The sequence below is a fragment of the Mesorhizobium sp. AA23 genome (assembly GCF_001672435.1).
In the GTDB taxonomy this organism is placed as follows: Bacteria; Pseudomonadota; Alphaproteobacteria; order Rhizobiales; family Rhizobiaceae; genus Mesorhizobium.
Genome location: NZ_LYTP01000003.1, coordinates 165,344 through 177,862, shown reverse-complemented (window position 1 = coordinate 177,862; position 12,519 = coordinate 165,344). Strand labels below are relative to the sequence as shown.

Below are 12,519 nucleotides of genomic sequence, written 5' to 3'. Positions count from 1 at the left end.
CCATGCATTTCGTATTCTACACCCATTCCGTCGTTTCCGATTGGAACCATGGCAATGCGCATTTCCAGCGCGGCATCATGCGCGAGCTTGTTGCGAACGGACACCACGCCCTCGCGCTCGAACCCGCGGACGGCTGGAGTCGTTCGAACCTGCTGGCCGAGCAAGGCCCCTTCGCCGTCGAGCGCTTCCGGAAAGATTTTCCCGAGCTGATGCCGGTGACCTACGATGCGTCCTTCGATCACGAGGCCTGGATTGCGAAGGCGGATGTGGTGATCGTCCATGAGTGGACCGATCCAGATCTTGTGGCGCGGATCGGGCGGGCCAAGCTCAACGGTGGCAAGTTCACGCTGCTGTTTCACGACACGCATCACCGCGCCGTATCGGCGACGCAGTCGATCTCGGCACTGAACCTGGAGCACTATGACGGCGTCTTGGTCTTCGGCGAGGCGTTGCGGGAGAGCTACCTTCGCGCCGGCTGGGGCCGACGGGCTTTCACCTGGCATGAAGCAGCGGACGAACGGTTGTTCAAACCCTCTCCCGATGTCGACGCCCTATCGGATCTGGTCTGGGTCGGCAACTGGGGCGACGACGAACGCAGCGCCGAAATCCAGGAGTTCCTCGTCGCGCCGTCACGCGAGCTTGGCCTGTCGGGAACCGTTCATGGGGTGCGCTACCCAGCGCAGGCGCGGGCCGCGCTCGCCGTCGCCGGCTTGCGCCATGAGGGCTGGATCGCCAATGCCGACGTCCCGAAAGCGTTCGCGCAGCATCGAGTGACGGTGCACATCCCGCGCCGACCCTATCGGGACCATCTGCCGGGCATTCCCACGATCCGCATGTTCGAGGCATTGGCCTGCGGCATTCCCCTCGTCTCTGCGCCATGGTCGGACGTCGAAGAGCTGTTCCGTCCCGGCAAGGACTTTCTGTTTGCCCGCGACGGCTCCGAGATGCGCCAGCACCTGCGCGACGTGCTGCACGACGCCGCGCTTGCGAAGGCTCTGGCGGCAGCCGGGCTGGAAACCATCCTGGCACGGCACACATGCCGGCGCCGCGCCGACGAATTGTTCGACATACTCGCCGCATGCGGCAATCGCCATGCGGCCGACGGGTTGCCAGCAAGGGAGGCCGCCGCATGAAGATCGCCTTTTACGGATCCAGCCTGCTGTCGTCCTATTGGAACGGCGCCGCCACCTATTATCGCGGCCTGCTGAAGGCACTTTCCCGGCGCGGTTACGACATCGTCTTCTACGAGCCGGATGCCTTTGACCGGCAGAAGCACCGCGACATCGAGGTTCCCGACTGGTGCGACGTCGTCGTCTACGAGGCGACGCCGGATGCGCTGATGCAGGTCGCTTGCTGCGCCGAGCAGGCCGACATCGTCGTCAAGGCAAGCGGTGTGGGCTTCGAAGACGAAGCGCTGTTGCGCGCCGTGCTCGACCACGCCCGCAATGACGCGCTGACGGTGTTCTGGGACGTCGACGCCCCGGCGACGCTCAGCGAGTTGCGGAACGATGCCGCCCATCCTCTCCACGAGGAGCTCAAAAGGATCGCCCTCGTGCTGACCTATGGCGGCGGAGATCCCGTCGTGTGGGACTATAGGGCGCTTGGCGCCGCCGAATGTGTGCCGATCTACAACGCGCTCGATCCCGAGACGCATTTCCCCGTCGCCCGAGATTCCCGCTTCGCCTGCGATCTCGCCTTTCTCGGCAATCGCCTGCCGGATCGCGAGGCCCGCGTGGAAGGCTTCTTCCTCGAGCCGGCCGGTGCGCTGGAGGACCAGAAGTTCCTGCTCGGCGGATCAGGCTGGGGCGACAAGCCGATGCCGGCGAATGTCTCCTGGCTCGGCCATGTCGGCACTCGAGACCATAACGCCTTCAATGTCACGCCGAAGGCGGTGCTGAACATCAGCCGCGACAGCATGGCCAGCAACGGCTTTTCGCCGGCAACGCGGGTGTTCGAGGCGGCCGGCGCCGGTGCATGCCTCATCACCGACGCCTGGGCCGGTGTCGAGCTGTTCCTTACGCCTGGCGAGGAAATCCTGGTGGCGCGAGACGGCGCCGACGTTGTCGAGATCATGTGCACGCTCACACCAGGGCGCGCAAAGGCGATCGGGGCGGCAGCGCTTCGGCGTGTTCTGGCCGAGCACACCTACACACTGAGGGCTGAACGGGTTGACGCAATCTTAAAGGCGCATTTCGAGCGCGAGACCGTGGAGGCCGCAGAATGACGAAGGCACTCGATATCGTGTTCCTGGGTCTTTCTCTGTCCTCTTCCTGGGGCAATGGCCATGCGACGACGTTTCGGGGGCTGCTGCGGGGCCTCGACGAGCTCGGCCATCGCGTCACCTTCTTCGAACGCGACGTGCCCTGGTACGCGCACCACCGCGACCTGCGCGACCCCGATTATTGCGACTTGCGCTATTACGACACCGTCCAGGAGCTTCGTCGCAGCCATGAACGAGACCTTCAGCAGGCCGATGTTGTGGTCATCGGCTCGTTCGTGCCTGAAGGCAGGGCGGTCATCGACGACCTCGCGTCGCTGTGCACCGGGCTATTCTGCTTCTACGACATCGACACGCCGGTGACGCTGGCCAGGATTGCCGAGGATGACTGCGACTATCTCGCGCGTCGGCAGATTCCCTATTTCAACCTTTATTTCTCCTTCACGGGCGGACCGACCCTCCATCGCCTGGAGCTCGAATTCGGCGCGCGTCGGGCCGAACCGCTCTATTGCTCCGTCGACCCCGAGCGGCACCATCGAAACCGAAATGTGATCAAATGGGACCTAGGCTATCTCGGCACCTACAGTCCGGATCGGCAGCAGACCCTGGAAACGCTTCTGCTCGAGCCTGCTCGTCGACTGCCGGATCGACGCTTCGTGGTCGCGGGCTCGCAATACCCGCACGATATCGACTGGCCCGACAATGTCGAGCGGATCGAGCACCTGCCGCCGGCCGAGCATGCCGGCTTCTATAACCGGCAGCGCTACACGCTGAATGTGACACGCACTTCGATGGTCGAAGCCGGATGGTCGCCCAGCGTCCGGCTTTTCGAAGCAGCGGCGTGCGGGACGCCGATCATCAGCGATCGCTGGCCAGGCCTCGACAGTTTCTTTCCGGCTACGGCGATACAGACGGCCGGCAGCGCAGATGATGTGACGGGAATTCTTCTGGGACAGCCCGACCGCGCCAGGCTCAGCATGGCCAGGCAGGCCCATTCGCTGGTCCTGGAAAGACACACCGGAGTTGCTCGGGCACGAGAGTTCACGTCGATGCTGGCGCGGGCAAGGCAGACACGTCCGGTGCTCGATCTGGATGTCGAAAGTGCAGCATGACAGGCAGACAGGAGAACACACAGATGCGGCGTTCAAGAAAGGCCCAACAGACACGGACGGCGCTTGTCGCCGGCGGTGCCGGTTTCCTCGGTTCGCACCTATGCGAGGCCCTGTTTGGCATCGGCTATCGCGTGATCTGCATCGACAACTTTCTCACCGGCCGAATGGAGAACATTACGCCGCTTATCGGCCAATCGCGCTTCCGGTTGATCGAGCAGGATATCTGCAGCCCGCTGGAACTGGGTGAACCGGTCGACCGTGTCTTCAACCTGGCATGCGCGGCGTCACCGCCCCGCTACCAGGCCGATCCCGTTCATACCACGCGCACCTGCGTGGTCGGGTCGCTCAATCTCCTCGAGCTTGCCGTTCGCGACGGTGCACGCTTCCTGCAGGCATCGACCAGCGAAGTGTATGGTGATCCCGAGCAGCATCCGCAGCGTGAGGACTATCTCGGCCATGTGAACTGCACCGGCCCGCGCGCCTGCTACGACGAAGGCAAGCGCACTGCGGAGACGCTTTGCTTCGACTACCTTCGGGCCGATCGGGCCGACGTGCGTGTCGCCCGTATCTTCAACACTTATGGCCCAAGGATGGACCCCGCCGACGGTCGCATCGTCTCGAATCTGGTCATGCAAGCACTTGAAAAGCGGCCGATGACGATATTCGGCGATGGCCGGCAGACGCGATCCTTCTGCTACGTCACCGACCTGGTCGAAGGCCTGTTGCGGCTCATGGACATCGAGCCCAATCCGCGCCAGCCGATCAATCTTGGCAACCCCGGGGAATTCACCGTCCTCGAATTGGCCGGCCTGGTGAGGGAACTGACCGGCACCAGGTCGCCCGTCAAATTCCTGCCTTTGCCGGAAGACGATCCCCGCCGGCGACGCCCCGATATAGCCCGAGCGAAGGAGCTTCTCGGCTGGGCCCCCAAGGTGCCTCTCCGGCAGGGCCTGCTGCAAACGGTCGTCTACTTCGCCGAACTCGACGGCAGCGCGACCGTGTCGCCCGCCACCGCGACCAACAGGTCCGGGGCAGACGGAGTTGAAACCGGCGGCCCGCAGGATCCCGATGCGTCCCGCGTTCTTTTCACCGAAGCGGAACATCCGACCGAGATTCTGGTTGGGCCCGATAACCGGCACGGAGAACGCAGTCGTGCAGTCGAAGCGATCAGCCAAGGACATCGAGCAGATGGCGGCCGCGGAAACCGCCGCCTTCCTGCGACGAGCCTCCATCACCTACCTCGAATGTTGCGTCAGCCTGATGATGACGCATCTTCAACGCGAAGAAGTCGCAACCATCCTCGAGCGGGAAGCTGACATGCTGCGCAGGCTGGACTGAGCCCCCAGCGCCTCAGACGAATGACGAACAAATAGCATATGAGCCCCGCAGTCTGAGGTCCGAACGTCCACCTCGCCAATGAAGGGGACCCGATATGAGTCTCGGCACAATCCTCATTATTATCCTGATCTTGTTGCTGATCGGCGCGATCCCGGCCTGGCCGTATTCGTCGGGCTGGGGCTATGGGCCTTCGGGCGTGCTCGGCGTCATACTTGTCATCCTGGTGATCATGGCGCTCATGGGCCGGATTTGAGGCCGAGCGGGCGAGATTCCATTAGCCGCACTCCGAACGTCGCGTCCTGCGCTGGCCTCGGAGACAACGCGGCAACGGGAGTATTGAACGTCGACCGCATCGGCGAATTTTCCACCTCTCAAGGAACATTCCTGACCGGTCACAGTTCGGCGCGAGGAACTTACCTCCAACAATAGAGGCGGCGGTTTCGTGACATCGAAAAAGGTTCGCATCGGCATCGTCGGTGTCGGCAATTGCGCATCCTCCCTAGTGCAAGGCCTCACCTATTATCGTCAGGCAAAAAGCAACGAGCCGATCCCCGGGCTGATGCATGCCGATCTCGGCGGCTACCATGTCGAAGACATCGAGGTCGTCTGCGCCTTCGACGTCGCCAAGAGCAAGGTCGGGCGCGATGTGGCCGAAGCAATCTACAACGCCCCGAACAACACCTTCCGTTTTGCCGATGTGGCGCCGATCGGCGTGCGCGTGCAACGCGGACCTACACTCGACGGCATCGGCAAATATCTGCGCGATGAAATCGAGGAAGCGAATGAGCCGGTCGCCGACGTGACCGCAGGCCTTCGGGAAAGCGGGGCCGAGGTGCTGGTGTCCTATCTGCCGGTCGGCTCGGATGCGGCAACCCGCTATTATGCCGAATGCGCGTTGGCGGCCGGGTGCGCTTTCGTCAACTGCATACCGGTCTTCATCGCTTCGCGGCCGGAATGGCGCCGCCGCTTCGAAGAGCGCGGCCTGCCCCTGATCGGAGACGACATCAAGAGCCAGGTCGGCGCTACCATCGTTCACCGGCTGCTCGCCAATCTGTTTCGGGAGCGCGGGGTGCGCATCGACCGCACCTACCAGCTCAACTTCGGCGGCAACACGGACTTCCTCAACATGCTGGAGCGTGAGCGGCTGGAATCGAAAAAGATCTCCAAGACGCAGTCGGTCACCAGCCAGATCGATGTACCGCTCGAGCCCGGCAACATCCATGTCGGACCCAGCGATCATGTGCCTTGGCTCACCGACCGCAAATGGGCCTATATCCGGGTCGAAGGCACGACCTTCGGCGGCGTCCCGCTGAATGCCGAACTCAAGCTGGAAGTCTGGGATTCCCCCAACTCCGCCGGAGTGGTCATCGACGCGGTGCGCTGCGCCAAGCTGGCGCTCGATCGCGGTATCGCTGGGGCGCTCACCGGGCCTTGCAGTTATTTCATGAAGTCTCCGCCGGAGCAGTTCACCGATGCCGAAGCCCGCCTGCGCACCCTCGCCTTCATAGCCGGTAGGGGCGAGCCGATGCTCGACGCCGCGGAATGACAACGACTATTTTCCTCGTGCGGCATGCTGCGTATGACAATGTCGGCCGCTATCTGGCAGGCCGCCAGGATATCGATCTTGGCCAAACCGGCCAGGCACAGACGCTGCGTCTGGCCCGCCGTCTGGCGAGGGAACCGCTCGCGGCCATTTTCAGCAGCCCGCGCAAGCGCACCTTGGAAACCGCGAAACCGATCGCTGTCGCCTGCAATATCGAGCAGATCGGAATCTGCCAGGAATTGGACGAGATCGATTTCGGCGCATGGTCCGGCAAGACATTCGAAGAGCTGGCCGATGACGCCGCCTGGCGGATGTGGAACGACCAGCGACAGAGCGCCCGAACACCGAGCGGCGAGACCATGCAGGACACCCAGCAGCGGATCGTCGACCTCATGGACGTGCTGCGCGAACAGGCCCCAAACCGATGCGTTGCACTGATCAGTCACGCGGACGTCATCAAGGCTGCGGTGTGCAAGGTGCTTGGCCTTCAGCTCGGCGACTGTTTTCGCTTCGACATCGAACCTGCCTCGATCACCACCGTCGTCCATGGCGACTGGGGCTCTAAGCTCATTCGCCTGAACGAAATCGCCTGACTGGAGCTGCCCGATGCGCATGGTGATCTTCGGCCTCACGGTCACCTCTTCCTGGGGAAACGGACATGCCACGCTTTGGCGCGGGCTGATACGCGCGCTGGCGCCACTCGGCTGGTCGATCAGCTTCTTTGAGCGCGACACGCCCTACTATGCCGGCGCAAGGGATCTCACCGATCTCGATGGCGGCCACGTGGTGCTCTATCCGGGATGGGATGATATTGCCCAGGCTGCGGCAATCGCGGTCCGGCAGGCTGACGCGGTCATCGTCACCTCCTACTGCCCGGATGCTGTTGAAGCCTCACGCCTCGCGCAGGAGAGTTGCCGTGGGCTCAAGGTGTTCTACGATCTTGACACCGCGGTGACGCTCGCGCGCATCGAGCAGGGGGAGCAGCCTCCCTATTTCGGTCCGGAAGGCCTTCGCGATTTCGATTTGGTGCTGAGCTACACCGGCGGCGAGGCACTCGGTGCGCTCAAGTCCATGCTGGGGGCGCGCCGCGTCGTGCCGCTCTACGGTCATGTCGATCCGGAGCGTCATCGGCCGGCAAAGCCCAGGGCCGAGTTTGCCGGCGATCTGTCCTACCTCGGCACTTATGCCGCGGATCGCCAGGCCGGCGTCGAGAAGCTGCTCGTCGCGCCCGCCGTCCGGCTGCCGGATCGCCGTTTCGTCATTGGCGGCGCTCAATATCCGCAGGAGTTTCCGTGGAGCGACAACATCTTCTTCGTCAGGCATTTGCCGCCTGCCGATCATCCGGCCTTCTTCTGCTCGTCACGTCTCACCCTGAATGTCACCCGCGAGGCCATGGCGCGCAAGGGCTGGTGCCCCTCCGGCCGGCTGTTCGAAGCGGCTGCCTGCGGCGCCGCCATCGTTTCCGACGACTGGCCGGGTCTGGACGACTTCTTCGAGCCCGGCTGCGAAATCCTGCTTGCACATTCCACCGACGATGTGGTCGCCGCGCTCGGTTTGTCGGACGGCGAGCTCGAGGCGTTGCGCCGCCGAGCCCGCGAACGCGTCCTCGACGAACACACATCCGCACGCCGCGCCGCGGAACTGGACCGGATTCTGGTCGAAGCCGCCACCGCGCCAGCAAGCGAACCGATGAAGGAAACAGTCTGATGTTGGGTATCGTGCCTGCGGCGGGGCGCGGCAGCCGCATTCAACCGCTGGGTTTTTCCAAGGAACTGCTCCCGGTTGGCAGCCGGATGGACGGGCAAACCGAGCGTCCGTGCGCGGTCAGCGAGTATCTGGTGCGCCGAATGGTGCGCAACGGCGTCGACAGGATCTGCTTCATCATCGGTTCGGGTAAGTCCGATATCCTCGAATACTATGCGGCCGGCTATGACAGCGCGGCCGCGATTTTCGTGGCCCAGCCCTCTCCCGTCGGTCTTTGCGACGCGATCTTCCGCGCCGCCCCTCTCGTCGCGCCGCAAGAGACCGTCCTGATCGGTCTGCCGGACACGATCTGGTTCCCCGAGGACGGCTTCTGCCATCTGCCGGACGACCGGCTGTCATTCCTGCTGTTTCCTGTAGACCGTCCCGAGCTTTTCGACGCCGTGGTCGTCGATCAGGACGGCCGCGTCGAGCAGATCCAGGTCAAGCAGCAGGACGCAGCCACGGACTGGGTCTGGGGCGCGTTCAAGATGCCGGGCTGCATCTTTCAGCGGCTCGCGGCGCTTTGGCGCGAGCGGGACGGCTGCGACGAGTATTTCGGAACGCTGGTCAATGCTTACCTTGCCGCCGGTGGTGAAGCCTGGGGCATCAAGGCGGGCTCGGCTTATGTCGATGTCGGCACCTTCAACGGCTACCGCACGGCGCTCCGGCTGCTTGAAAACAACGACGCCTCGGAAGACGATGGCACAGCGATATTCGTGCCGCCGAGCCGCTCGCACGTGCCATCCTTGCCAGGCGAAGGAGGCTGACCATGCTGCATTCCGACGCGGAAATTCGCCGCCGCATCGATGCGCTTGGACCGTGGTTCCACAACATGCAACTGGCGGGCGTGGAGACCGCTCCCGACCATTTCCTCGGCAACTATCCTCTGGTGAAATGGCAGAAATTCGCGGATGCGATCCCGGCCGATCTCTCGGGCAAGTCGGTGCTCGATATCGGCTGCAACGCCGGGTTCTATTCCATTGAAATGAAGAAGCGAGGCGCCGATCGCGTGCTCGGCATCGATTTCGACGTGGACTATCTGACGCAAGCGCGTTTCGCCGCCGAAATCGCCGAGTGCGACATCGAATTCCGGCAATTATCGGTCTACGACGTCGGCGCGCTCGGCGAGACCTTCGACATCGTGCTCTTCATGGGCGTGCTTTACCATCTACGCCACCCGTTGCTGGCGCTCGACCTCATCCGCGAGCATGTTGCGCGCGACTTGATGATCTTCCAGTCGATGCAACGCGGGAGCAGCGAAATCCTCGCGCTCGAACAGAACTACGATTTTTGGACGCTCGACCTATTCGATCGAACCGAGTTCCCGAAGCTGCACTTCATCGAGCACCGCTACGCCGACGATCCGACCAACTGGTGGATCCCGAACCGCGGCTGCATCGAGGCGATGCTGCGCAGCGCCGGCTTCCAGATCCTGCTTCACCCGGAAGACGAGGTCTACTTCTGCCGCGCGTCCGATGAGCCGGCGGGTGAAGGTGCGGTTTACCCGTCGAAAGGACGAAATGATGATTGAAGCCGCCATGATCTGGAACGAGCCCAACAACAAGTCGCATTGGGACCCAGAGCTCGATCCGGATTGGAGCCGCTTCGCCGGGATGACGATCATGGCGGCGGACGCGATCGGGCTTGAAAACCCGGCGATCACCAGAGTGCTTGGCGGCATTTCGCCGATCGATGCCGGCTTCATGTCGCTGATCAAGGGATATGGTGTCCTCGACCATGTCGACGCCGTCGCCGTGCACGGCTTCCCGCTCGACTGGAACCTTTGGCAGATCCACGAATGGCCGCAAAAGCTCGGCGAGATCGCCGAAGTCACCGATCTGCCGATTTGGATCAGCGAAGTCGGCGTGTCGAGCTTCGGCGCCGAGGAGGTCCAGGTCTGGGGCCTGCGGCGGACGGCGGAGCTTCTGCTTGGCAACGCGCCCCGCGTGCAATGGTATAGCCTTTATGATTTGCCTCACGCTTGGGGAGCGACCACACGGCACCGCGAGGTGGAAGGCTCCTCCTATTACCGTCATTTCTACATGGGTCTTCTGCGCGAGGATGGCTCGCCCAAGCCCGCGCTCGAAGAGTTCGTGCGGCACACTCCGGAAATGGGCCTCGTCCAGTGGTTTCATTTCGAGGACCACCGACTGGACGACGCCGTCGCCTGGATGAAGCGGCTGGGCGTCACCAGTCTGCGCACCGGCCTCTCTTGGGCCGACAGTTTCAGACCGAATGCCCTCGATTGGTTTGACCGCCAGATGGAAGCTCTGGCAGACTTCAACGTCACCATCACCTTCTGCTTCACGCCCGAGCACCGAGGCCTGCAGCCTCATCACACCAGCCCGCCACAGGCGCCCGAAGAGTTCGCCGAATTCTGCGCGAAGATGGTGCGCCGCTACGCACCTGGCGTGCGCGACCCCGCGATGCCGATGCGGCAGGTCTCGGCCGCATGAGGTCACTTCGGCTCGATCAGCCATGACGCTTACCGTGCTCAACGTCGCCTATCCGCTTGCGCCTGTCGGCCTCGATGCGGTCGGCGGCGCCGAGCAGGTGCTGTCGATGCTGGATCACGCACTGGTCAGGCAAGGCCATCAATCCATCGTCGTCGCCTGCCGGGGCTCCAGCGCGGCCGGGACCCTGGTCGAGACGCCTGCCGAAACAGGCGCGCTCGACGAGACGGCAAAGAGCCGAGCCCAGGACGCGCACCGCGTGGCGATCGCAGCCGCGCGTGCGCGCTGGCCGATCGATGTCGTCCATCTGCATGGCATCGATTTCGATGCCTATCTTCCCGATGACGGCCCCACGCTCGTGACACTGCACCTGCCGCTTGCCTGGTATCCGGCCGGAGTGCTGAGCCCGGCCCGCGACGACCTGTGGCTGCACGCGGTCTCGGAGGCGCAGCAAGCAAACGCGCCGGCCGGATCCAGACTGATCGCGCCCATCCCAAACGGGGTTGACGTCAATGCGCTTGCCGCCCCCCGGTCGCATCGCAATTTCGCACTCGTGTTAAGCCGAATATGCCCGGAAAAAGGCATCCACCTGGCGATCGACGCCGCGAAGCGCGCTGGAGTGCCGCTTGCAATAGGAGGGCAGATATATCCCTACCGGACACATGTTCAGTATTTCGCCGACGAGGTGGAGCCTCGCCTCGACAGGCGGCGGCGTTTCCTGGGACCGCTCGGGTTTTTCGCCAAGCGGCGCCTTCTCAACGCCGCCCGCTGCCTGGTCATTCCGAGCCTCGCCGCGGAGACGAGCTCGCTCGTTGCCATGGAAGCCCTCGCCTGCGGCACGCCGGTTGTGGCCTTCCCGAATGGCGCCCTGCCCAATGTCGTTGAGCACGGCAAGACCGGGTTCCTGGTCAATGATATCGACGAGATGGCGATGGCCATCGACGCTTCGGCCGACCTCGACAACGAAACATGCCGGGCCGAGGCGCGAGATCGGTTTTCGCTCGATCGCATGGTTTCGGCCTATATGGATGCCTATCGGGCATTGGCAAAGCTCGGCGAGTCCCGCACACATTTGGGAGTCGCCGGATGAGCGGCCTGCGTGCCGATGTCATCCGCGACCAAGATGCGCTCGACGGTCTAGAGCAGCATTGGTGGTCGCTCTGGTCGCAATGCGGCTCTGCTACGCCTTTCCAGTCACCCGCCTGGCTCCTGCCATGGTGGCGGACATTCGCGCCGGGCGATCTCTCGGCGATCGCCGTGTGGAACGGAAACGATCTCGTCGGCCTGGCACCACTCTACCTCGAACGGCACGCTTCCGGTTTGCGCCTGCTTCCGATCGGAATATCGCTGAGCGACTATCTCGACATTCTTTGCGCACCCAAGTTCGAAGAAGCCGTCGGTATCTTGATTGCCGAGACTGTGCTTTCGCTCGAATGGTCGCAATGGATCCTGCCGGACCTTTCGAGTGAAGCCGCATCCCTGGAGCTTTTGCTGCCCGATATCGACGAGAGCCGATCTACCGGCCATGCCGCCTGCCCCGTGCTTGCCTTGGCTGGCGACGAGACGCTTGCAGGGTGCGTTCCCGCGCGGCGAAGACGCCAGCTGCGTCGCGCGCTGCGAGCCGCGCAACGGAGAGGCCGGGTGACGATCAACCGGGCGGAGGCCGCGCCGGAGATATTTCTCGGTCAGCTGATCCGCCTGCACGACGCCCGCTGGGCCGGACAGGGCGGCGGCGTGCTGACGCAAAGCGCGATCGAGTTTCATCGCAATGCCTTGCCCCGTCTCGCCGCGAGCCATTTGGCGCGGTGCTGGCTGATGGAAATCGACGGCGCCGTCGTCGGCGCCTATTACGGTTTTCATCACCACGACCGCGCCTATGCCTATCTCGGCGGCTTCGACCCCGCTTACGCATCGGAGAGCCCCGGCGCCATTCTGATCGGCAAGGCTATCGCCGAAGCCGTTCAGGACGGCGCGCGAGAGTTCGATTTTCTACGCGGCCGGGAGAGCTACAAATACAGCTGGGGAGCAAAGGACCGATGGACCATACAACGGGTCTGGACCCGGAGCGCCTCGCCATGACCACAGCAGAGCGAGTGAGGTCGACCGCGAGGC

Annotated in this window: 12 protein-coding genes and 1 pseudogene; all 13 read left to right on the top strand. The window is 63.5% G+C overall.

All coding sequences use genetic code 11. From position 1 onward, the window contains the following. The first annotated feature begins 2 nt into the window (after positions 1-2). The 13 genes and pseudogenes from A9K66_RS05335 (at position 3) to A9K66_RS05275 (ending at position 12,486) form a co-directional block, all read left to right on the top strand. Entirely contained in the window at positions 3-1,133 is a 1,131-nt protein-coding gene (locus tag A9K66_RS05335; RefSeq protein ID WP_067320607.1) for a glycosyltransferase, read from the top strand. Next, complete coding sequence (locus A9K66_RS05330; protein WP_067320604.1) at positions 1,130-2,224, top strand: glycosyltransferase; 1,095 nt, start codon at positions 1,130-1,132, stop codon at positions 2,222-2,224. Before A9K66_RS05335 ends, A9K66_RS05330 begins: the two co-directional genes overlap by 4 nt. Continuing rightward, complete coding sequence (locus A9K66_RS05325) at positions 2,221-3,330, top strand: glycosyltransferase (protein WP_067320601.1); 1,110 nt, start codon at positions 2,221-2,223, stop codon at positions 3,328-3,330. Before A9K66_RS05330 ends, A9K66_RS05325 begins: the two co-directional genes overlap by 4 nt. A gap of 23 nt (positions 3,331-3,353) precedes the next feature. Then, positions 3,354-4,310: pseudogene (locus tag A9K66_RS05320) on the top strand (UDP-glucuronic acid decarboxylase family protein); the annotation flags it as partial. A 452-nt stretch (positions 4,311-4,762) separates the two neighbouring features. Continuing rightward, positions 4,763-4,921: a DUF3309 domain-containing protein gene (locus A9K66_RS05315; protein WP_066991972.1), complete on the top strand. Its 159-nt coding sequence runs from the start codon at positions 4,763-4,765 to the stop codon at positions 4,919-4,921. Between the two features lie 189 nt (positions 4,922-5,110). Further along, positions 5,111-6,214, top strand: coding sequence for an inositol-3-phosphate synthase (locus A9K66_RS05310; RefSeq protein WP_067320599.1), 1,104 nt, complete (start codon positions 5,111-5,113; stop codon positions 6,212-6,214). Next, positions 6,211-6,804: a histidine phosphatase family protein gene (locus tag A9K66_RS05305; RefSeq protein WP_067320596.1), complete on the top strand. Its 594-nt coding sequence runs from the start codon at positions 6,211-6,213 to the stop codon at positions 6,802-6,804. The genes A9K66_RS05310 and A9K66_RS05305 overlap by 4 nt, the downstream gene beginning before the upstream one ends. A gap of 13 nt (positions 6,805-6,817) precedes the next feature. Continuing rightward, on the top strand, positions 6,818-7,918 hold the full coding sequence (locus A9K66_RS05300; RefSeq protein WP_067320593.1) for a glycosyltransferase: 1,101 nt from the start codon (positions 6,818-6,820) through the stop codon (positions 7,916-7,918). Beyond that, positions 7,918-8,721, top strand: a complete 804-nt coding sequence (locus A9K66_RS05295) for a sugar phosphate nucleotidyltransferase (RefSeq protein WP_067320592.1) — start codon at positions 7,918-7,920, stop codon at positions 8,719-8,721. Before A9K66_RS05300 ends, A9K66_RS05295 begins: the two co-directional genes overlap by 1 nt. Positions 8,722-8,723: 2 nt before the next feature. Beyond that, entirely contained in the window at positions 8,724-9,485 is a 762-nt protein-coding gene (locus A9K66_RS05290; protein WP_067320589.1) for a TIGR04290 family methyltransferase, read from the top strand. Then, positions 9,478-10,410: a beta-xylosidase gene (locus tag A9K66_RS05285; RefSeq protein WP_067320763.1), complete on the top strand. Its 933-nt coding sequence runs from the start codon at positions 9,478-9,480 to the stop codon at positions 10,408-10,410. Before A9K66_RS05290 ends, A9K66_RS05285 begins: the two co-directional genes overlap by 8 nt. 22 nt (positions 10,411-10,432) lie before the next feature. Continuing rightward, a complete protein-coding gene (locus A9K66_RS05280; protein WP_067320587.1) occupies positions 10,433-11,497 on the top strand; it encodes a glycosyltransferase in 1,065 nt (354 codons plus the stop codon). Continuing rightward, positions 11,494-12,486 (top strand): GNAT family N-acetyltransferase, encoded by a 993-nt coding sequence (locus A9K66_RS05275; RefSeq protein WP_082953721.1) that lies wholly within the window; start codon positions 11,494-11,496, stop codon positions 12,484-12,486. The genes A9K66_RS05280 and A9K66_RS05275 overlap by 4 nt, the downstream gene beginning before the upstream one ends. Positions 12,487-12,519 lie beyond the last annotated feature (33 nt).

Bases quoted from the DNA above. Each gene is read 5' to 3' on its own strand.
- A9K66_RS05335 (WP_067320607.1), top strand. From the start codon at position 3: ATGCATTTCGTATTCTACACCCATTCCGTCGTTTCCGATTGGAACCAT.
- A9K66_RS05330 (WP_067320604.1), top strand. From the start codon at position 1,130: ATGAAGATCGCCTTTTACGGATCCAGCCTGCTGTCGTCCTATTGGAAC.
- A9K66_RS05325 (WP_067320601.1), top strand. From the start codon at position 2,221: ATGACGAAGGCACTCGATATCGTGTTCCTGGGTCTTTCTCTGTCCTCT.
- A9K66_RS05315 (WP_066991972.1), top strand. From the start codon at position 4,763: ATGAGTCTCGGCACAATCCTCATTATTATCCTGATCTTGTTGCTGATC.
- A9K66_RS05305 (WP_067320596.1), top strand. From the start codon at position 6,211: ATGACAACGACTATTTTCCTCGTGCGGCATGCTGCGTATGACAATGTC.
- A9K66_RS05300 (WP_067320593.1), top strand. From the start codon at position 6,818: ATGCGCATGGTGATCTTCGGCCTCACGGTCACCTCTTCCTGGGGAAAC.
- A9K66_RS05295 (WP_067320592.1), top strand. From the start codon at position 7,918: ATGTTGGGTATCGTGCCTGCGGCGGGGCGCGGCAGCCGCATTCAACCG.
- A9K66_RS05290 (WP_067320589.1), top strand. From the start codon at position 8,724: ATGCTGCATTCCGACGCGGAAATTCGCCGCCGCATCGATGCGCTTGGA.
- A9K66_RS05285 (WP_067320763.1), top strand. From the start codon at position 9,478: ATGATTGAAGCCGCCATGATCTGGAACGAGCCCAACAACAAGTCGCAT.
- A9K66_RS05280 (WP_067320587.1), top strand. From the start codon at position 10,433: ATGACGCTTACCGTGCTCAACGTCGCCTATCCGCTTGCGCCTGTCGGC.
- A9K66_RS05275 (WP_082953721.1), top strand. From the start codon at position 11,494: ATGAGCGGCCTGCGTGCCGATGTCATCCGCGACCAAGATGCGCTCGAC.